The organism is Streptacidiphilus anmyonensis, from assembly GCF_000787855.1.
In the GTDB taxonomy this organism is placed as follows: Bacteria; Actinomycetota; Actinomycetes; order Streptomycetales; family Streptomycetaceae; genus Streptacidiphilus; species Streptacidiphilus anmyonensis.
On the sequence record NZ_BBPQ01000002.1, the window covers coordinates 486,437 to 506,402 of the forward strand.

14 protein-coding genes are annotated in these 19,966 nt (G+C 74.0%); 2 read left to right on the forward strand and 12 right to left on the reverse strand.

Translation table 11 applies throughout. The annotated features are described in order from the left end of the window. Positions 1-28: 28 nt before the first annotated feature. From TR50_RS04720 to miaA, 8 genes are all read right to left on the reverse strand, one after another. Positions 29-2,188 carry an IucA/IucC family protein gene (locus TR50_RS04720; protein ID WP_063774992.1) on the reverse strand — a complete coding sequence of 720 codons (2,160 nt, stop codon included), beginning with the start codon at positions 2,186-2,188 and terminating at the stop codon, positions 29-31. Beyond that, on the reverse strand, positions 2,185-3,795 hold the full coding sequence (locus tag TR50_RS04725) for a pyridoxal phosphate-dependent decarboxylase family protein (protein ID WP_042414325.1): 1,611 nt from the start codon (positions 3,793-3,795) through the stop codon (positions 2,185-2,187). Before TR50_RS04725 ends, TR50_RS04720 begins: the two co-directional genes overlap by 4 nt. 269 nt (positions 3,796-4,064) lie before the next feature. Continuing rightward, positions 4,065-5,678: a diaminobutyrate--2-oxoglutarate transaminase family protein gene (locus TR50_RS04730; RefSeq protein ID WP_152648241.1), complete on the reverse strand. Its 1,614-nt coding sequence runs from the start codon at positions 5,676-5,678 to the stop codon at positions 4,065-4,067. A gap of 274 nt (positions 5,679-5,952) precedes the next feature. Further along, a complete protein-coding gene (hflX, locus tag TR50_RS04735) occupies positions 5,953-7,500 on the reverse strand; it encodes a GTPase HflX (protein ID WP_042414328.1) in 1,548 nt (515 codons plus the stop codon). Between the two features lie 27 nt (positions 7,501-7,527). Further along, complete coding sequence (locus TR50_RS48030) at positions 7,528-10,278, reverse strand: RelA/SpoT family protein (RefSeq protein WP_439654200.1); 2,751 nt, start codon at positions 10,276-10,278, stop codon at positions 7,528-7,530. Positions 10,279-10,591: 313 nt separating this feature from the next. Further along, positions 10,592-11,467: a diaminopimelate epimerase gene (dapF, locus tag TR50_RS04750; protein WP_042414713.1), complete on the reverse strand. Its 876-nt coding sequence runs from the start codon at positions 11,465-11,467 to the stop codon at positions 10,592-10,594. A 377-nt stretch (positions 11,468-11,844) separates the two neighbouring features. Continuing rightward, entirely contained in the window at positions 11,845-12,339 is a 495-nt protein-coding gene (locus TR50_RS04755) for a hypothetical protein (RefSeq protein ID WP_052440716.1), read from the reverse strand. Between the two features lie 337 nt (positions 12,340-12,676). Next, positions 12,677-13,609, reverse strand: a complete 933-nt coding sequence (miaA, locus tag TR50_RS04760; protein ID WP_042414720.1) for a tRNA (adenosine(37)-N6)-dimethylallyltransferase MiaA — start codon at positions 13,607-13,609, stop codon at positions 12,677-12,679. Positions 13,610-13,726: 117 nt separating this feature from the next. Here miaA and TR50_RS42295 point away from each other — a divergent pair, with 117 nt between their 5' ends. Beyond that, positions 13,727-14,056, forward strand: a complete 330-nt coding sequence (locus TR50_RS42295; RefSeq protein ID WP_052440718.1) for an antitoxin — start codon at positions 13,727-13,729, stop codon at positions 14,054-14,056. On the opposite strand, the gene TR50_RS04770 is transcribed toward TR50_RS42295, so the two are convergent. Continuing rightward, positions 14,023-14,727: a class III extradiol dioxygenase subunit B-like domain-containing protein gene (locus TR50_RS04770; RefSeq protein ID WP_042414331.1), complete on the reverse strand. Its 705-nt coding sequence runs from the start codon at positions 14,725-14,727 to the stop codon at positions 14,023-14,025. The two genes, TR50_RS42295 and TR50_RS04770, sit on opposite strands and share 34 nt — an antisense overlap. A gap of 187 nt (positions 14,728-14,914) precedes the next feature. Then, entirely contained in the window at positions 14,915-16,432 is a 1,518-nt protein-coding gene (miaB, locus tag TR50_RS04775) for a tRNA (N6-isopentenyl adenosine(37)-C2)-methylthiotransferase MiaB (RefSeq protein WP_439654197.1), read from the reverse strand. A 127-nt stretch (positions 16,433-16,559) separates the two neighbouring features. Here miaB and TR50_RS04780 point away from each other — a divergent pair, with 127 nt between their 5' ends. Further along, the gene (locus TR50_RS04780; RefSeq protein WP_052440720.1) at positions 16,560-17,585 is read left to right on the forward strand and encodes a TAXI family TRAP transporter solute-binding subunit; all 1,026 of its coding nucleotides are present in this window, start codon (positions 16,560-16,562) and stop codon (positions 17,583-17,585) included. A gap of 76 nt (positions 17,586-17,661) precedes the next feature. Here the strand turns inward: TR50_RS04780 and TR50_RS04785 are convergent, their stop codons facing one another. Beyond that, complete coding sequence (locus tag TR50_RS04785; protein WP_052440722.1) at positions 17,662-18,489, reverse strand: MerR family transcriptional regulator; 828 nt, start codon at positions 18,487-18,489, stop codon at positions 17,662-17,664. 59 nt (positions 18,490-18,548) lie between these two features. Then, positions 18,549-19,553, reverse strand: a complete 1,005-nt coding sequence (locus tag TR50_RS04790; RefSeq protein WP_063774993.1) for an alpha/beta fold hydrolase — start codon at positions 19,551-19,553, stop codon at positions 18,549-18,551. Positions 19,554-19,966 lie beyond the last annotated feature (413 nt).

Sequence of the window (19,966 nt, forward strand, 5' to 3'; positions counted from 1 at the left end):
TGAACGCCCCGTGCGCGCTGCTGGTCGCTCACGCGTCCGCCCCGGCCAGCGCGCCGGTCCCCGGCTCCGCGGCGGACATCGACGAGGAGGCGGGTCCCGCCGAGAAGGCGAGCCCGGGCTGTGCAGGCACAGAAGGCACCACCGACGCCGGAGCGGAGAGCACGAGCGGGTTGGCGTAAGGGACGTACACCGACTGTGTCTCCACCGGCCCGACGAGCTCGTCCATGCCGTGCAACCGGGTCAGCAGGTTCGCCTTGCAACGCAGGAGAGGCGTCTCCAGCAGCCGGGCGGACAGGGGGGAACCAGTGGCCGCGCCCTGCCTCGCCAGGAAGCCTCGCAGTGCGGCGAGCAGCACCCGCTCGTCGACCAGATCCTGGGCGCCGAACGCGCCCACCAGACCGAGGAGGTGATTGATGCCCAGATAGTAGGCGAAGCGCTCGTCCGCCACGGCGTCCGGGACGAAGGTGTCGCTGGTCCGGCCGATCCCCGGCAGCCGCCGCTCCAGTGCCGCGGCCGCGGAGTCGCGGAAGTAGTAGCCCTGGTTGTCGCGGTAGCGGCCGCCGACGGGCCAGCCGTCCGCATCGAGAACGACCAGGCTGTTCTGCTGGTGGGCCTCCAGGGCGATGCCCGCGTGCCCGTCCAGCCAGAGGATGGGCAGCACCACGGCGTCGAGGTGGCGCAGGAACCATTCCGCCGCGACGGTGGGCACGGGGCGGCCGCTTCGGGCGGACAGCCGGTGGATCAGTTCGGCGAGGTGGGAGGCGTACCCACCGGCCCAGGGGCGTTCGGCCACCAAGCCGGCCAGGCAGTGGGCCCGCTCCTCGGCGCCGAAGGGGTTCTGGCGCAGAACGGTGTCGAAGCCGTTCGCGACGGCGGACTCCGCCTCCCCCTCCGCCGCACCGGGCATGTCGACGCCGATCCAGGCAGGATCGCGGACGATGTCGAACTCGGGGTGGGCGCCGCGCCACTCGGCGCCCAACCCGGCCTCCAGCAGCCGGTGCACCTCGGCACCGCGCAGGAGCTCCTTGCGGAGGTTCTCGCGGCGGGAGTTGGTGATGCGCAGCCCAAGGGAGAGCTTGAGCATCCAGGGTGTCCCCGGCTGGTAGACGGTGCGCACGGAGGAGGTGGGATACCAGAGCCCGCCCGCCTGACCCAGGTCACGCAGGCGGCCCGCGTCGAGGAGCGCGCGGACGTCCGGACGGTTGCTCAGCTCCCGCGCCTGCCAGGGGTGGACAGGCAGCAGGACCGTTCCCTCCGGCGGCGCAGAGGCGTCCGCGCCGCGCAGGGCCGCGGTGATCCGGGCCGTTCCGGCCACGCCGAGCAGGTCCGCCGACGGACCGTCCGGCGCGCCGTCGTCACGTCGGCCGGACGAGGCCCAGGACGGCAGCGTCCCCTCACCCGCGGCTACGAGCGCACGGTCGACCGCGAACCAGTGCAGGTGCAGCGCGCCGCGCAACTCCGGTGAGTAGGCGGCGGCTTCGGCGTCACCGAGGCCCTCGCGGCTCTTCGGCGTCGGATGGAGCGGATGCCCCAGCAGCAGGGCCTGCTCGGAGCGGAGGAACGGCGTGAGGCTCGGCCCCGGCTCGGCGGTGGCTCTCCGCACGGCGACGAACTGCGCGGTTCGCCGCACCGAGTCGGCGACCCGCCCTGCCAGATCGGCGACGTGCTCCGAGCCGACCCCGGCCGCCTCCCCCTCGGCCGTCACCACCGCGCCGCCACCCTGGTTCGCGGATCCAGCCGTTCGCGCCAGCAGGGCGGCGACGGTCACGGCGTCAGCCGGCCGGGCCGAGACGACACCGGAGACGGAGGGGGCGGCGGGCATGGCGGAGGGGGCGGACGTGCCGGACGTGCCGGACTGGGCGGGCGCAGCGGATGCCGCCTCGTCCGCTCGGCACACCAGTTCGGCAGGCCCGAACCGGTGCCAGCCGGCGGGCGACCGGTAGCGCACGGGCGCGCGCAGCAGCAGGCCGTCCTCCAGCGGGAGTTCCAGGCACCGCCCCGTGGCGGGTACCTCCGTGCCCGTCTCACGTACCCAGCAGCGCAGCAGGTTCTCGATCGCGGCGGCGTCCGCGACCGCGACCGGATCCGGATGGTGCAACGGATCGGGGGCGGTGAGCGGGGTGACGCCGCCCGCCGGTGCGGTCGAGGGCGGGGACGTGAGGGGCTGCTGCGCGGGAAGGGTGGTCACGCGGGCTTCTCCTGGGTCTTACTCGGGTGAGGCCGGTCGGACCCGGCGCGGCCGGCCCGTTCGTGCTCGACCGCGGCTCCCGCCGCGACGACCAGAGCGAGCAGTCGGTCCAGATCCGCCTCTGTGGTGTGAGGGTTGAGCAGGGTGAGCTTCAGCCGCACACCTCCGCCGGCTCCCGGCAGTTCGGTGCGACCGACGACGGCCGTGCCGTTGGCGAGCAGCAGTCGGCGCAGCTCGGCGTTGACGAGGTCCGCGACGCTGAGCCCGTCGACACCGAGCCCGCCGACGCCGAGGACGACGCCGCCGTCACCGTCGCGGTCACGGACCCGGGCAGACGCGGCATCGGGCCCGGACCCGGGCTCGGGCAGGTAACGGAAGAGGACCGTGGTCAGCACCGGTGGCGCGACGAGCTCCAGGCGCGGCTCGGCGGCGATCACGCGGGCGGCGTGACGTGCGAGCTCGTGGCAGCGGTCGACCATGGCGCCGAGTCTGGTCCGGCCGAGGCTCCGCAGGGTCACGGCCACCTTGAAGGCGTCGGGTCGGCGGGTCGTGCGCAGGGAGCGGCCGAGGAGCGAGGTGTACCCGGCCTCCTCGTCGTCGACCGCGTTGAGGTACGCCACGCGCTGTTCCAGCGGGCTCAGCGTCGCCGCGTCGGCGGCCAGCAGAACCCCGGCCGCGACCGGCTGCCACCCCAGCTTGTGCAGGTCGAGACCGACGGTGTCGGCGAGGCCCAACCCGTCGAGCAGCGGCGCGAGGGTCCGCGAGAAGAGCGCGCCACCCCCGTAGGCGGCGTCCACGTGCAGCGGCACACCATGGCGACGGGCGACGGCGGCGACGGAACGCAGCGGGTCGACTGCACCGCGGTCCGTCGTCCCGGCCGTCGCGACGACGCAGCACGGGATGCTCCCGGCGGTACGGGCGTCGGCAAGACTCCAGTCGAGCAGGCGCGGATCCATGGCCCCGTCGTCGGCCACCTCGATCGGGACCACGGCCTGGGAGCCGAGGCCGAGCACACCGGCCGCTCGGGCGAGCGAGAAGTGCGCTGCGGCCGAGCAGAAGACCTGCAGCCGTCCTGCCGCCTCAGCGGGGATCGCGCCACCCCCCTGGACGGCGAACTCGCGTGCCAGCACGGCGTCCCGAGCGAGCAGCAGGGCCATCAGGTTGGACTCGGTCCCGCCGGTGGTGAAGACGCCGCGTGCGGCGTCGGGACGTTCGAACCCCACCGTCTCGGCGAGGAGCCGCAGCACGGCCGTCTCGATCTCGGTGCCGCCGGGGGCCTGGTCCCAGGAGTCGAGGGAGGGGTTCAGCGCGGCCACGGCCAGGTCCGCGGCGGCGGCGACGGCGAGGGACGGGACGTGCAGATGGGCGGCGCACGCGGGATCGGCGGGATCCGCCGCGGTGGCCGCCAGCGCACGGGTCAACTCGACGAGGGCTTCGGGGTCGCCGGTCTCGGGGAGCAGGGCCTCGGGGGTGAGCAGTTCGCGGAGCAGACGGGCGACGCCTGTCGGACCGCCGGCGGGCAGCGGCCCGCCCCGTGCCTCCGCCCCGACCCGCAGCGCCCCCAACACCTGCGCCAGCAGAGGCGCCAGAGCCTCGGGGCCGTCCAACCCGCCCGCGAGCTCCGCGCCCCGCGCGAGCCCCCTGCTCCCTGCGCCACCGCCACGCCCACGACCACGGCCACCACTGGCACCGCCGCCCAGCCCCAGGCCCGCGCCCGCACCAGCGCCCACGAAACCGGCGGCGTCTGCCGCCTTCCCGGAGTCCGCGCCACCCCCCGGCGCAGCACCGGCACCGGCGCCGACACCACCAGCGGCAACAGCGGCAGCGCCTCTCGCGTCGGGGGGCTCGGACCGCCTGCCCCGCGCTCCCTCCGGGGTCATTCCACACCGCCGGAGCGGGCAACCGGAACACGGTCGGCCCGCGTCGGGAGGGTCGCGCGGGTCGAAGCAGTCGACGGCGTCGAAGCCGTCGAGCGGGTCGAAGCGGCAGCGAGCGGGGTCGGTCCCGACGTCCGCGCGGCCAGTGCCGGCGTCGGTCTCGCGGCGGGCAGCCAGTCCGGGCCGTGGAGCAGGCGCGCGGCTGAGTCGATCGCGTCGGCGAGGCGTTCCAGCACCGCCTCCGCCTGCTCGTCCGTCATCGTGAGCGGTGGCAGCAGGCGGACCACCGAGCCGTATCGGCCGCCGAGTTCGAGGATCAGGCCTCGTCGGAGCGCCTCGGCCCGGACGGCGTGGGCCAGTTCGGGGGCGGCCGGGCGGGCGCCGAGGTCGTCGGGGGCGGCTTGGTGGTCCACCAGCTCGATGCCCAGCATCAGGCCCCGGCCCCGCACGTCACCGATGACGGGGAGTTCGCGCTGGATGCCCCGCAGACGGGCCAGCATGCGGGTGCCGAGCTCGGCGGCGCGGGCGGCCAGATCCTGCTCGCGGACGAAGCGGAGCGTCGCCGCGCCCGCCGCCATGGCGAGTTGGTTGCCCCGGAAGGTGCCGGCGTGGGCGCCGGGCGACCAGACGTCGAGGTCGGAGCGGTAGACGATCGCAGCCAGCGGCAGGCTGCCGCCGACCGCCTTGGAGACGACCATGACGTCCGGCTCGACCCCGGAGTGCTCGACGGCCCAGAAGGCGCCGGTGCGGCCGACGCCGGTCTGCACCTCGTCCACGATCAGCGGGATGCCGTGGCGGGCGGTCAACTCCCGCTGCTCGCGCAGCCACTCGTCGGGAGCGGGGATGACGCCACCCTCCCCCTGGACGACCTCGACGAGCATTCCCGCCGGGCGCTCAACGCCGCCCTTCGGGTCGTCGAGCAGGGAGGCGGTCCACCGCGTCCCCAGCCGGGCCCCGGCGGAGCCGCCGATGCCGAACGGGCAGCGATAGGCGTAGGGGTAAGGCAGACGGGTCACCGAAGCGCCCGCGCCACCCCCCTCGCCCAACCCGGCGCGCACGGCGACGTCACCCGTGGCCGCGAGCGAGCCGGCGGTCTGACCGTGGTAGCCGCCGGTGAAGGCGAGCAGGCCGTGACGGCCGGTGGCGAGGCGGACCAGCTTCAGCGCGGCCTCGACCGCGTCCGTCCCGGCCGGGCCGCAGAACTGGATGCGTCCGTCGCGCGCCAGCGAGGGCGGCAGCGTCTCGAACAGCGCGGTGGTGAACTCGTCCTTCACCGGCGTCGCCAGGTCCAGGACGTGCAGGGGGGCTTCGGACTCCAGGACCGCGCGGATCGCCTCCAGCACGACGGGGTGGTTGTGGCCGAGGGCGAGGGTCCCCGCGCCGGCCAGGCAGTCGAGGTAGCGGCGTCCGTCGGCGCCCTCGACGGTCATGCCCCGGGCACGGACCGGGACGATCGGCAGGGACCGCGCGTACGTGCGGGCAGAGGACTCACGAGCGGCCTGCCGACCCAGGATCGCCTCGGCGTTGCCGCCGGCGGTGCCGGCGGCAACGCTCCTTGGGGAAGTCGCGGCGATGGTCGGTGCCGTGGACGACATGGGGGCCCTGGTGGACATGGGCTCAGTACCTCCTCGCGGACGGGCAACCACCCGAACGAGCAGCCCCGGTTGCGGTGGTACGCACCCCCTTCGGGTGACGTTCCATCGGGCTAACGACCATGAGCGCCACGGAGAAACGGCCTTGCACAAACCCCGCACACGAGCTGCACGTGGGACGACGCGGAAACGAAAGGGCTGAGGCCCGCGCACCCGGGAACGAATCCCGGGCGCACGGGCCTCAGCCCTCAGCCCTCAGCGCTTGCGACCCTTCGGCCGCCGGCGCTCGCAGCCGTCAGCTCTCGGCGGCGGCCAGTGCCAGCGGCGCGAGCGCGAACGCCTCGAGCTCGGCGGCCAGTTCGGAGCCGACGCGGGCGCGCAGCACGGTGCCCTCGCCGTTGTGCTCCTCGCCCAGCACCTCGCCGTCGCGGTGGACCTTGGCCACCAGGTCGCCCCGCGTGTACGGAACGAGCGCGGTGACCTCGATCGACGGACGCGGCAGCTCGGACTCGATGAGCGTCAGCAGCTCCTCGATGCCGGCGCCGGAGCGCGCGGAGACCGCGATCGCGTGCGGCTCGCGGCGCAGCAGGCGCGCGAGGACCAGCGGGTCGGCGACGTCCGCCTTGTTGATCACCACGATCTCCGGCACGTTCTGCGCGCCGACCTCGACGATGACCTCGCGCACGGCGGCCAGCTGGGCCTCCGGCTCGGGGTGCGCGCCGTCGACGACGTGCAGGATCAGGTCGGCCTCGGCGACCTCCTCCATGGTCGAGCGGAACGCCTCGACCAGGTGGTGCGGGAGGTGCCGGACGAAACCGACCGTATCGGCCAGGGTGTAGACGCGGCCGCCGGGCGTCTCGGCGCGGCGGACGGTCGGGTCCAGCGTGGCGAACAGGGCGTTCTCCACCAGCACACCGGCGCCGGTGAGCCGGTTGAGCAGGGAGGACTTCCCGGCGTTGGTGTAGCCGGCGATGGCCACCGACGGCACCTGGTTGCGCCGACGCTCCTGGCGCTTGGTGTCGCGGCCCTTCTTCATGTCCGCGATCTCCCGGCGCAGCTTCGCCATCTTCTCGCGGATCCGGCGCCGGTCCGTCTCGATCTTGGTCTCACCGGGACCACGGGTGGCCATACCGCCGCCGGACGAGCCGGAGCCGCCACCACCCATCTGCCGGGACAGGGACTGACCCCAGCCTCGCAGTCGCGGCAGCATGTACTGCATCTGCGCGAGCGAGACCTGCGCCTTGCCCTCTCGGGACTTGGCGTGCTGGGCGAAGATGTCCAGGATCAGGGCGGTCCGGTCGACCACCTTGACCTTGACGACGTCCTCCAGGTGGATCAGCTGGGCGGGCGAGAGCTCGCCGTCGCAGACCACCGTGTCGGCGCCGGTGGAGAGCACGATGTCGCGCAGCTCGGCGGCTTTGCCGGAACCGATGTAGGTGGCCGGGTCGGGCCGTTCGCGGCGCTGGATCACGCCGTCGAGCACCTGGGAACCGGCGGTCTCGGCGAGGGCGGCGAGCTCGGCGAGCGAGTTCTCGGCCTCCTCGGCGGTGCCGTCCGTCCACACGCCGACGAGCACGACGCGCTCCAGGCGGAGCTGTCGGTACTCGACCTCGGTGACGTCCTCGAGCTCGGTGGAGAGCCCGGTGACGCGACGCAGCGACGCTCGGTCCGAGCGGTCGTACTGGTCGCCGTCGTAGTCGTTGGTGTAGAGGCGCCCGGGAACCCCGTCGATTCCCGCGAGGTCCTCGTCCATCAGTGCCTCTGCGCGCAGGTCGGCCGGGCGGCGGTTGCCGCGGCCGTTGTCGTTCGCGTCGGCGTCGCGGGTTTCGAACGTGGAGGTCATTGCATCCTTTGGCAGTCGGTCGGGGCCCTACTCCCTCGACAGCTCCGGCTCCGGCCGCTCGTCCTGCGAGTGGCCGACCAGGTGCTGCGAGGAATCCCCCAAGGAGGAGAACGCAGCAGGTCTGCCGCGCATTCCCCTCGATGGTCGCACGCCCCTCCGGCTCAGGTCACCATCATTTCGCGTGCCGACGGCCTCCCGTCCGGCTGCCGCCTCCGCCAACGACGCGGCCTCCGCCAGCGACACGGCTTCGGCCCACGACGCGGCCTCGGCCTGGGCCGCCGCGCGGCCGGACGCCCGACCACCCGTTCCCGCGGCGCGGTAGACGTCGTACACCCCCGGGACGCGCAGCATCGCCCGCATCAGCTCGGGCAGTGCCTCCGGTGCCGGGAGCTCGACCGTGTACGTGTGGCGGACCTGTAGCTCGCGAGGGGGCTCGACCTCGGCGGAGATGATGTCGACGCCCGCGCCGGACATGGCGGCGGTGAGGTCCGCGAGGAGCCGCGGGCGCCCCAGAGCATCGGCCTGGATGGTCACCCGGTAGCCGGTGGGCGTGGGACTCTCCAGCCAGTGCGCCACGACGGGCGGGCGTCCCGCGCCGCGCATGGCCGTGCCGGTCGGGCAGTCGTCGCGGTGGGCGGCGAGGCCGCCGCCGCGGATCGCGAAGCAGAGCAGCGCGTCGGGCGGCACGGGCGTGCAGCAGCGGGCCAGCCGGACCGGTGCGTCGGGCATGGCCGGAGCGGTGATCACGGCACGGCTCGCGTCGACGGGACCGCCGCCGAGCAGTGCTCCGACGCCCCCACGCCGGGCGCGCGGCGCCCCGGCCAGCGGCCCGGGGGACGCCCCCGCGGTCTGCTCCTGATCCGGGTGTCCCGCGAGCCAGCGCTCGATGGCGATCCGGGCGCCCGGCGTCCGGGCGTGGGCCAGCCACTCGGGGGCCGGCCCGGCGGTCTCCTCACCGGGCGGCTCGGTGAGCAGCTCGACGGTGTCCCCGTCCTGGAGCGGGGTGGACAGGGCGGTGAGACGGCCGTTGACCCGCATGCCGATACATCGGTGGCCGTTTTCCTCGCCCGGAGCGTAGGCGGCGTCCACCCCGGTGGCGCCCGCCGGCAGTTGCAGCCGCGCGGACCGCCCGCCCTCGCCCACGTCACCGGCGAGGACGGTGATCTCCCCGTCGCCCGCGAGGTCGGCGGTCAGCTGGGACCAGAAGGTGTCCGGGTCGGGCGTCTCGCGCTGCCAGTCCAGCAGCCGGGCCAGCCAGCCGGGACGCGCCGGATCGGTGTGGTCGAGCGGGTCGCGCCCCTCGGCCTCGTCCGCGGCGGCCTCAGCGGCGGCGTCCACGGCGGAATTCACGGCGGACTTCGCGGGGGTCTCCACGGCGGTCTCCGCACCGGCCTCGCCGGAGCCCAGCGCGGCAGCGCCCGGGGCTCCGAGCGCGACCACGCCGAACTCGGCGACCTGATGCATCCGCGCGGTGCGGACCAGCACCTCCACCACCTCGCCGTGCCCGGTCGCCACGGAGGTGTGCAGGGACTGGTAGAGGTTGAACTTGGGCGCGGCGATGTAGTCCTTGAACTCGCCGGGCAGCGGCGTCCAGCAGGTGTGCAGCTCGCCGAGGACGGCGTAGCAGTCGGCGTTCTCCTCGACCACGACGAGCAGTCGGCCGAAGTCGGCCGGTCCGAGCTCGGCACCGCGGCGCAGTCTGGCCCGCTGCAGCGAGACGCAGTGGCGCGGACGGACGCTGACCTCGGCGGAGACGCGGGCGTCCCGCAGTTGCCGACGCAGCTGCGCGGCGAACGCCTCCAACGGCTCGGCGGCCGGGCCGTCCGCGGCGCCCGCACCCGGGGCGGCACCGGCAGCGGCGGCAGGGCCGCCCGGGCCTCCGCCTGCGCCTCCGCCGACACCGGCGTGGGCACCGGCCTCATCGACCGGTCCGGTCGGTCCGGCCGTTCCGGCTGCTCCCCGTGCTCCCGCGGCTCCCCCGGCGGCCGGAAGGGACGAGGCGGACGCACCCGGTTCGGCCGCGGGCGGACCCAACCGGCCGCGGCGGGCGCCGTCGGCCGTCAGCAGGTCTCTGGTGGCGGCGTACTCGTCGGGGTGGAGGGTGGCGAAGACGATGTCCTCGAGCTCCGTCTTGACCACCTGGATGCCCAGGCGTTCGGCCAGCGGGATGAGCACGTCGCGGGTGACGGTGGCGATCCGGATCTGACTGGCGGGCTTCATATGACGGATCGTGCGCATGTTGTGCAGCCGGTCGGCGAGCTTGATCACCATGACCCGGACGTCACGCCCGGTGGCGACCAGCATCTTCCTGAAGGTCTCGGCCTCCGCCGCCGCGCCGAAGTCGACCTTCTCCAACTTGGTGACGCCGTCGACGAGATAGGCCACCTCCTCGCCGAAACCCTCGCGCACCTGATCCAGTGTCATCGCCGTGTCCTCGACGGTGTCGTGGAGCAGCGCGGCCACCAGCGTCGTGGTCTCGGCGCCGAGTTGGGCGAGGATCATGGCGACGGCGAGCGGGTGCGTGATGTAGGGCTCGCCGCTCTTGCGCTTCTGGCCGCGGTGGGACGCCTCGGCGACCTGATAGGCGCGGTCGAGCAGGGCGAGGTCCAACTCCGAGCGCGGATGGTGCAGTCGGTGCGCGCGGATCACCGGCTCCAGGGCGTTCGCGGACTGCGGCCGCCCTCCGGCCAGCAGCGCCGCTATCCCCGCACGGCCCAGCCCCGTTCGGCTCAGACCCGCACGGCCCAGGCCCGCCCGTCCGAGGGCGGCCCGGCGCAGCCCCGGCAGTGCGCGGACTGCGGAGAACGCAGAGGACGACACTGAGGCCGAGACTGCAGAGACGGTTCTGCGTCCTTCCAGCGACCCCTCCAGGGGGGCGCCGGGGACGCCCGGCACGGCGTGGACTTCACCGGCATTCATGCGCACCTCCGGCAGCGATCACCGGAGCAGGCGGCAGCTCCGATGGTCCATGCTAGCGAGTGCAACACACACAGCGACGCCACGTGTTCCGAACGTCACCTTGATCACCCATTCGGGGGATTTGAACCGGCTCGCGAGTGGCAAGGATAAAGAGTTCACCGGAAGGCGGCGCTCAGCCGCGGGCGGTGAGTAGCCAGTCGGCGTCGAACTCGCCCTCGGCGAGGATGAGGGCCGGGCCGGTCATCTCGATCCCGCCGTCCGGACGCTCGGTGATCACCAGGCGTCCGCCGGGCACGTCGACGGTGTACGTGGCGGGCTCACCGGTGACGGCCGGATCCACGCCGTCTCGGCGCGCGGCGGCGACCATCACGGCACAGGTGCCGGTCCCGCAGGAGCGGGTCTCGCCGGAGCCGCGCTCGTGCACACGCATCGCGACGTGCCGTGGGCCGCGGTCCACGACGAACTCGACGTTCACCCCTTCGGGGTAGACGGCGGCGGGCGTGACCTCGGGAGCGGTGAACAGGTCGCCGGCGTCGGCGAGGTCCTCGACGAAGGCGACGGCGTGCGGGTTGCCCATGTTCACGTTGTGCGCGGGCCAGCGGTGGTCGCCGACGGCGACCTCGATGCCGGTCTCCGGTCCGGGCAGCAGCGCCTTGCCCATGTCCACGGTGACGTCGCCCTCGGCGGGCACGCGCACCCGTCGGATGCCCGCCCGGGTCGCGACGGCGAGCTCCCCCGGCTCGGCGAGCCCGGCGGCGACGAGGTAGCGGGCGAAGACGCGCACGCCGTTCCCGCACATCTCGGCGACGCTGCCGTCGGCGTTGCGGTAGTCCATGAACCAGGTCGCGGCGGCGGCGTGAGTCTTCACCTCCGGGTGCGCGTCGGCGCGCACCACGCGCAGCACCCCGTCCGCGCCGAGGCCCGCCCGGCGGTCGCACAGCAGGGCCACCTGGGCGGGGGAAAGCTCCAACAGCCCGTCGGGGTCGGGGAGGATGACGAAGTCGTTCTCGGTCCCGTGGCCCTTGAGGAAGCGGATGCCCTTCACCATGTCGTTCACGTGATCCATGGTACGGGTGAGCTGCCCCGCGCCTCGTCGTCCGGGCCTCGCGGGGCGGGTCCGACGAGGCGCGGGGCGCGGCCGACGGGCGGGGCGGCGGCACCCACGACTGCGGCTCGGCGCCGTCGACGCGAGGCGGCGTGGAGGCATCCGGCGCGCCCCGGAATCGGCGCGGCGGCCAGCGGGGTCGTGCGGCAGCGCGGCTCGCGGTGGACGACATCCCCTCGGCGGCGGCGCACCCGGCGGACCGAAGGCCCAGCCGTCCGAGGAGCGTTAGGGCCGTACGGCAAGGGGTCAGCCGCCCGAGGAGCGTTGGCCGTACGGCAACGGCTCAGCCGCGCGAGGAGCGTTGGCCGTTCGGCGAGGGGTCAGCCGTGCAGGTGGGCGACGCGCCAGAGGCCCAGGGCGAGCAGGATCAGCGCCGTGGCCGTGTAGGCGAGCAGGGGACGCCAGCCGGCGCGCTTGCCGGAGCCGGCGCGGGGCAGGCCGGGGAAGACGTAGCCCGCGCGGCGCGCGGCCATCGCACCCCAGCCGGCGGACGCGGCCGTCAGCAGGAGGCCGAGCATGCCGACCAGGCTGCCCGCCGAGTCGCCGGAGGCGCCCGCGCCGCCCTCGAAGGCCAGCGGGAAGGCGAACATCAGCGAACCGAGAGTGGCCAGCGCGGCGATCGGGAGGACCTGCCAGACCCGCAACCGCCCTTCCGGGCGCAGCTCGCGGCGGTGCAGGGCGTTCTCGTCCTGCGCGGGCAGCGACGGAAGCGGCGTCAGTTCCCGTGCCCGGAGCTCCTGTGCGTGCACTGCTTCCTGGTCCTCGGAATCGAAGGGATCGTCCGGAAGCCGATGCGTGTCGGGGCCGGTATCCATGGACACGCGGCCTCCCTGTGCGAAACGCCGGGGAGTCAGCTCCACCGGACAACCGATGCTCTCGATGCTCGATGATGGCACGGCAGGGGGTCGCGGCGACGCCCGCAGATGGCGTTCTCGGTGATCCGTGGCCATGACGTGATCAGGTCGTGACCGGGCGTCCGATCGTCGGCGACAGACGTGCGAACGACGGTCGTCCGCACGCCGACAGCATGCCGACGGAAGCTCGACACAAGGCCGACGAAGACGGATACGAGGCCGGGCGAGGGCCGCCGCGACCAGGCCGGAACGCCCTCCGACCAGCGGACCCGGGCACGCCGTCAGAGCAGGGCGAGCGTCAGAGCAGGGCGAGCGCGCGCTCCAGCAGCTCCTCGCCGGGGAGGTCCGGGTCGCGGTCGAGCCAGTGGACGCGGGGGTCGCGGCGGAACCAGGACTCCTGCCGTCGCGCGAACCGGCGGGTGGCGCGGACGGTCTCGGCCCGTGCCTCGGTGTCGTCGTACTCGCCGTCCAGTTGGGCGAGCGCCTGCTGGTAGCCGAGCGCGCGCGACGCGGTGCGCCCCTCGCGCAGGCCCTGCCGCTCCAACATGCGGACCTCGTCGAGGAGACCGCCCTCCCACATCCGGTCGACGCGCAGAGCGATCCGCTCGTCGAGCAGCGGGCGCGGCATGCGGACGCCGATCTGCAGGGCGTCGTAGACGGACTCGTGGCCCGGCAGGTTGGCGGTGAAGGGCAGGCCGGTGATCTCCACGACCTCCAGCGCCCGGACGATGCGACGGCCGTTGCTGGGCAGGATCGCCCGCGCGGCCTCCGGGTCGACGGCGGCGAGGCGGGCGTGCAGGGCGCCGGAGCCGTGCGTCTCCAGCTCGGCCTCGAGGCGGGCGCGGACCTGCGGGTCGGTGCCGGGGAACTCCAGCTCGTCGATCGCGGCCCGCACATAGAGGCCGGAGCCGCCGACGAGGATCGGCGTGCGGCCCTGGGCGAGCAGGTCGTCGATCCGCTCGCGGGCGAGTCGCTGGTACTCGGCGACGCTGGCGGCCTCGGTGACGTCCCAGATGTCCAGCAGGTGGTGCGGGACGCCGTCGCGCTCGTCCATGGTCAGCTTGGCCGTGCCGATGTCCATGCCCCGGTAGAGCTGCATGGAATCGGTGTTCACCACCTCGCCGCCCAGGTGCTGGGCGAGGGCGACGCCGAGGTCGGACTTTCCGACGGCGGTCGCGCCGACGACGGCGACGACGCGCGCCTGGCCTGCGGCCTGGGCGGGGGAAGCGATGGCGGGACTGGTCACCTCTCTAGTCTGGCAAATCCTCCGGGCGGAAATACCATATGGGTATTGATGAGCGAAATGCCCTATTCTGGGCCCTTGGGCCCCGGCGAGAACGGAGCGGTCATGGGCGTCACGGACTCCCTCAAGAGCGCGATGAGCCAGGCCACCAAGAAGGCCTCCGAGAAGGCCTCCGAGTACGCGGGAAGCCACCAGACACAGATCGACGCAGGTCTGGACAAGGTCGGCGACATGGCCGACAAGGCGACCAAGGGCAAGTACACGTCCCGGATCGAGACGGGACGGGACAAGGCGAAGGACGCCGTCCACAAGATGGGCGGCCCGAAGGACACCATCCAGGGTGAGGCGACCGAGAAGCCCGCTGACGCGGCTTCGGATCAGACCCCTGGACCGACCTCCGGTCAGACCCCGGGCGACCAGGAGGCGACGAAGTAGCCGACCCCGTACGGGGCGTCGTCGTAGAGCAGCCGGGCGGAAGCGACCGGCTGCTCGTCGCTGTCCGCGGCGCCGGCCAGCACCTGCCAGGGGGCCCGGCCGGAGGCCATCAGCTCGAAGGCGAGCTCCGCGTCGACCTGCGGCAGCCGGCCGCTCGCGAGACCGGCGGCGACGGACGCGTCGAAGGGCTCGGCGCGCTCGTCCAGGTAGCCGGGCGCCTTCACGGTGCGACGGGCGCTGCCCTCACCCATCACCAGCAGGGCCACCCGCTCGGCCGACACGCGCAGCTCGACGCCGTTCTCCCGGCACAGGGGCCACTCGAGGTAGTCCGGGACGGCCAGCCCCTTGGCCGGCCCCTCCCAGCCCGCACGCTCCAGCAGCCACGCGCCCACGGCGAGGCCGGGCGGAAGCGTCTCGTCTTCGGCGCACTCCCCCAGTCCCACCGTCACATCGACCCCGAAGCCCTGGAAGCCGCCGACTCCGCCCCGGTCGAAGAGCCGGTGCTCCGGGCCCGGGCCCACGACCCACACCACGTCCGGCCTCGCCGCCAGGACCCCGCGCAGCGCCTCGTCGCACGCCTCCCGCAACGGGTCCAGCTCTGGCGCGGCTCCGCCGGCGACCTCAGGCAGCAGCAACGGCGGGCAGGGGCAGACTGCGGCGGCAACGAACATGGCTCAAGACCCTACCGGCAGGACACTTCGCTACCTCAAGTAGTTGCGCCGCGCCGGACGCGCCGGACGCGCAAGCCGCGCCGGACACCAGCCGCCGACCTCCGGCACCGGCCGGCGCAGCCGTCAGCCGGCGCAACCCTCGGCCGCCGCAGCCGTCAGCAGGCTCATCGGTCAGCAGGCACAACCGTCAGCAGGCGCAGCCGCTCTCCGCCGCCGGGAGCGGGGCGGGGACACCGATCTTGGGGAGGCCCAGCATGACGCCCGCCGCCTTCGGCGCGGACGCCTCCGCCTGACGGCGCTCCCACGCGTCGCCCGCGCGGGTCCGGCGGACGGCGAGGGTCGGGCCCTCGGCGAGCAGGTGGTGGGGAGCGGCGTAGGTGATCTCGACCGTCACCACGTCGCCGGGACGGACCGGTTCCTCGGGGCGGGTGAAGTGCACCAGGCGGTTGTCGGGGGCGCGGCCGGACAGCCGGGCCGTCGCCTCGTCCTTGCGACCCTCGCCCTCGGCGACCAGCACCTCGAGGGTCCGGCCGACCTGCTTCTTGTTCTCCTCCCAGGAGATCTGCTCCTGCAGCTCGACCAGGCGCTCGTAGCGGGCCTGGACGACCTCCTTCGGGATCTGGTTCTCCATGTCCGCCGCCGGCGTGCCGGGGCGCTTGGAGTACTGGAAGGTGAACGCCTGCGCGAAGCGCGCCCGCCGCACGACCTCCAGCGTCTGCTCGAAGTCCTCCTCGGTCTCGCCGGGGAAGCCCACGATGATGTCCGTGGTGATCGCCGCGTCCGGCATGGCGGCCCGCACCCGCTCGATGATGCCGAGGTAGCGCTCCTGCCGGTAGGAGCGGCGCATCGCGCGCAGCACCTCGTCGGAGCCGGACTGGAGCGGCATGTGCAGCTGGTGCATCACGTTCGGCGTCTCGGCCATCGCGGCGATGACGTCGTCGGTGAAGTCCTTGGGGTGCGGGGAGGTGAAGCGGACGCGCTCCAGGCCCTCGATCTCGCCGCAGGCGCGCAGCAGCTTGCCGAACGCCTGGCGGTCGCCGATGTCGGAGCCGTACGCGTTGACGTTCTGGCCGAGCAGGGTGACCTCGATGACGCCCTCGTTCACCAGCGCCGCGACCTCGCCGAGGATGTCCCCGCTGCGGCGGTCCTTCTCCTTGCCGCGCAGCGCGGGGACGATGCAGAAGGTGCAGGTGTTGTTGCAGCCGACGGAGATGGAGACCCACGCGGCGTAGGCGGACTCGCGACGGGTGGGCAGCGTGGAGGGGAAGACCTCCAGCGACTCCAGGATCTCGACCTGGGCCTCCTCCTGGACCCGCGCGCGCTCCAGCAGGGCGGGGAGATGGCCGATGTTGTGGGTGCCGAAGACGACGTCGACCCAGGGGGCCTTCTTGACGATGGTCTCGCGGTCCTTCTGCGCCAGGCAGCCGCCGACCGCGATCTGCATGCCGGGGTGCTGCGCCTTGACCGAGGCGAGCCGGCCCAGGTTGCCGTAGAGGCGGTTGTCCGCGTTCTCCCGCACGGCACAGGTGTTGAACACGACCACGTCCGCCTCGCCGCCCTCGGCGGCGCGGACGTAACCGGCGTCCTCCAGCAGACCGGAGAGGCGCTCGGAGTCGTGGACGTTCATCTGGCATCCGTAGGTGCGGATGTCGTACGTCTTGGAAGTGTCAGCGGAGATGTCTGCTGAGATGTCTGCGGTACCCACGCCCCCAAGGGTACGGGCAGACCGGCACCCCCTTCCGCCGCCTTCCGTCCGCGGTTCCGGCCCTCCGAGGCGCCCGGGACGCGGACGACCCCTTTCCCGGGCGGCGCACGCCTGGCAGGATCCCGGCATGCCACCGACCCTGCCCCCGCGCCTGCGCCGCCTGCTCGGCCTGCGCCGGGTACGGATCGCCGCCGCGTTCCTGTTGGTGGCCGCGACCGCGCTGGGCGGGTGGCTGGGGGCGAGCGCCGACCCGGGATATCCGACGGGGACGTTCCGGATGGCCAGCGGGGCGCCGTCCGGCGTGTACGCGCTGTACGGGTCGCTGCTGCAGGCCGCCGTCGACAAGGAGCTGCCGGGGGTGCGGCTGCACCTGGACCCGAGCGTGGGCGGGCCGGACAACCTGGCCCGGGTCGCGGACGGGCGGGACGACTTCGGCATCGCCACGGCGGACGCCGTCGCCCACTTCGACGGCCCCGGCAAGGACGGCCTGCGGGCCGTCGCCGAGCTCTACGACGACTACGTGCAGCTGGTCGTCCCGTCCGACTCCCCCGTGCACACAGTGGCCGATCTGAAGGGGCTGCGGGTCGGCACGGGGCAGCACGGCAGCGGCGTCGAGCTGATCGCCGACCGGGTGCTGGCGATCGCGGGCCTGAAGGCCGGACGGGACCTTCAGGAGTTCCCCGACGGCATCGCGGACGCGCCGGCCGCGCTGGAGGCGCACAGGATCGACGCGTTCTTCTGGTCCGGCGGCCTGCCGACCGAGGGCGTCATCGACCTCACCAAGCACGCGCAGGTGCGGCTGGTGCCGCTCGGCGGGCTGGCGACGGCGATGGACCAGGTCGCCCAGCGAACGGACGTGGGCGCGCGCAACACGCAGATCTACCGCACCTCGACCGTGCCGGCCTGGGCCTACCCGGACAGCTATCCGGACACCTCGGTCTCCACGCTGGCCGTGGCCAACCTGCTGGTGACCCGCGCGAACGTGCCGACGTCCCTGGTGGAGCGGATGACATCGGTCGTGATGAACAGCCGCGACGCGATCGGGGAGCGCGTGCACTCGGCGCAGCTGGTGGACGTCCGGTCCGCGATCTACACCTCGCCGCTGCCGCTGGCGGAGGGCGCCCGGCGCTACTACGTCTCCGTCAAACCCTGAGCCGAACCCTGAGCCGGCCCGCATGTCCGGACCCTGAGCCGGCCCACGGGCGGACCTGCCCGTCCGGCCCCCGCCGTCACAGCTCCTCGACGACCGCCTCGCGCACGGGGTCCGGCAGCGGGGCGACGGACGCCTCCAGCAGCAGCGTCGCCTCGTGGCGCATCGCGCGCGCCAGCTCCGCGTCGACGACGGCCTGCGCGAGCGGGCGCATCCGCCGGACCGCCTCCGCGGCGCGGGCCGCGTCGACGTCGTCGAGCGGCGCGGAGCCGACATAGCGCGGGAAGACCTCGACAGCGGCGAAGTGCACGAAGCGGCGGGCCAGGTGCTCCATGTCGGCGCGCACCTCCTGCAGGTGCGCGATGCTCGCCACGAGGGGCACGCCGAGCTCGTAGAGGCGGGCGGCGGCGTCGAGCAGGGTGGGACTGGGCACGCGGTAGCGGTCGGCAAGTGCGTCCGGGAACTGCGCCTGCTCCGGTCCGGGTTCGGGCTCCAGCACGCCGAGGCGGACAGCCGCCGCGATCGCCTCCGGGTCCCGCATTCCGCCGAAGCGCGCGGTCAGGTCGTCGCGCTCCACGTACTCGGGCCGTTCGTCCGACCAGGGCGCGGTCACCTCCGCCACCAGCCCGAGCACGCCGCCGAGGCTGCGGCCGTCCTCCCAGGCGTCGAGCAGCTCCTTGATGCCCGCGAGGGTGTGGCCGCGGTCGAGCAGGCCGGCGATCAGGCGCAGCCGGTCCAGGTGGGTGTCGTCGTAGACGTTGGCGCGGCCGCGCCGGTCGGCGCGCGGCAGCAGGCCCCGGTCCTGGTAGGCGCGGACGTTGCGGACGGTCGTGCCGGCGGCCTGGGCCAGGTGGTCGATGAGGTACTCCCGGCGCGGGCCCGGCACTCTGCCCATGACGTCGCTCATCGCTTCCTCCTCCACTCCTGCCGCGTGCCCGGTTGCATGCGACGCGCCGTCAGGCGCCGTCAGAGCGCCGGATGGGGGTGCCCCCGGCCGAAGGCTGGGGGAGGGTCCGCGCGGTGATCGCGACCCACCGACGGGATGCTACCTACGCGTACGGCGTCCACGAACTCCGCGATCAGGTCCGCGAGCATCTGCGGGCGGGTGAGGGGCAGCCAGTGCCCCGCGTCGACGCTGTGCCGGCGCAGCACCGGTGTCCACCGCTCGAGGTCGTCGTAGAGCCGCGCGGACAGGAACGGGTCACGCTCCGGGACGACGAGCTGGACCGGCACGTGCGCCACCAGGTCCTGACGCGGCCCGCGGGCGCGGCGACGGGTGTTGGCCCGGTAGAGCCACAGGCCGTTGACGGCGTCGCGGGCCAGCGTGGGCGCGGGATGCCCGGGCACCCGGGTCCGCTCCAGCGCCCGCCAGACGGCGGCCCAGCCGCCGTGCGCGAGCGGCCCGCGCCAGAGCGCCTCCGGCAGAACAGGCAGCTGAAAGGCCGTGATGTACCAGGAGCGCAGCGCCTGCCCGAGCAGGGCGCGCAGATCCGCCGGGGTCCGGCGGCGGAGGCGCGAGCGCGCCCAGAGCGCGGCGTGGTCGAGGCAGGGGCCGCCGATGCTCGTGAACGACGCGAGCCCGCCCTGCAGGCGCGCCGAGGTCGCGAACTCCCAGCCCTGCACCGATCCCCAGTCGTGCCCGACCAGATGCACCGGACCGTACGGCGCGAGGGCGTCCAGCACGGCGAGGAAGTCCTCCTCCAGCCGCTCCAGCGTGTACGCCGCGCGGGCGGGCCGGGAGGACCCGGTGGGTGCGGAGGGCGCGGTGGAGCGTCCGGTGCCGCGGGTGTCGTAGGCGACGACGTGGTAGCGCTCCTTGAGGCGGTTCATGACGGGCGCCCAGACGTCCCGGCAGTCCGGGTAGCCGTGCAGGAACCAGACGGTGGGCCGCAGCGGATCCCCCGCCTCCACCACGGCCAGCTCCACGCCGTCGTCGGTGACCACCCGATGCTCGCGCGCCCCGTCGATCAATGGCCCTCCCCAGACACCCGGCCGAGCCGAGCCAGACGATGACACCGGCCAATGTCCCAGTGCCCCATGGCTTGGTCAATGCTCACGACAAACTCCCTCGGCAGGGCCGCAGTGCCCTCCCCCGGGAGGGAATCGGAGCTCGGACGCGAGAGCCGGCGGGGGCACGGACAGAGACGGGGTCGATCAGCAGGCCGCCGCCCGCCCCGCAGACCGGACGGGACGGCCCGGCCCGGCCGAGGATCGGAGCAGGAGCACTGTGTGCACGCTCGCGCCGACCGGCCGCCGGCCGGGGCGCAGGCCCGCCCACGGATCGGACGGCGCGCGTGGCGCGGCGCAGGTCGCCCCGCGTCGTGCGGGCAGCGGACGCGGCACGGCGGGCAGCGGGCAGCGGACGCGGCACGGCGGGCGGCGGG

Bases quoted from the DNA above. Each gene is read 5' to 3' on its own strand.
- TR50_RS04730 (WP_152648241.1), bottom strand. From the start codon at position 5,678: ATGTCCACCAGGGCCCCCATGTCGTCCACGGCACCGACCATCGCCGCG.
- hflX (WP_042414328.1), bottom strand. From the start codon at position 7,500: ATGACCTCCACGTTCGAAACCCGCGACGCCGACGCGAACGACAACGGC.
- dapF (WP_042414713.1), bottom strand. From the start codon at position 11,467: ATGGTGAAGGGCATCCGCTTCCTCAAGGGCCACGGGACCGAGAACGAC.
- TR50_RS04755 (WP_052440716.1), bottom strand. From the start codon at position 12,339: ATGGATACCGGCCCCGACACGCATCGGCTTCCGGACGATCCCTTCGAT.
- TR50_RS42295 (WP_052440718.1), top strand. From the start codon at position 13,727: ATGGGCGTCACGGACTCCCTCAAGAGCGCGATGAGCCAGGCCACCAAG.
- TR50_RS04770 (WP_042414331.1), bottom strand. From the start codon at position 14,727: ATGTTCGTTGCCGCCGCAGTCTGCCCCTGCCCGCCGTTGCTGCTGCCT.
- TR50_RS04780 (WP_052440720.1), top strand. From the start codon at position 16,560: ATGCCACCGACCCTGCCCCCGCGCCTGCGCCGCCTGCTCGGCCTGCGC.
- TR50_RS04785 (WP_052440722.1), bottom strand. From the start codon at position 18,489: ATGAGCGACGTCATGGGCAGAGTGCCGGGCCCGCGCCGGGAGTACCTC.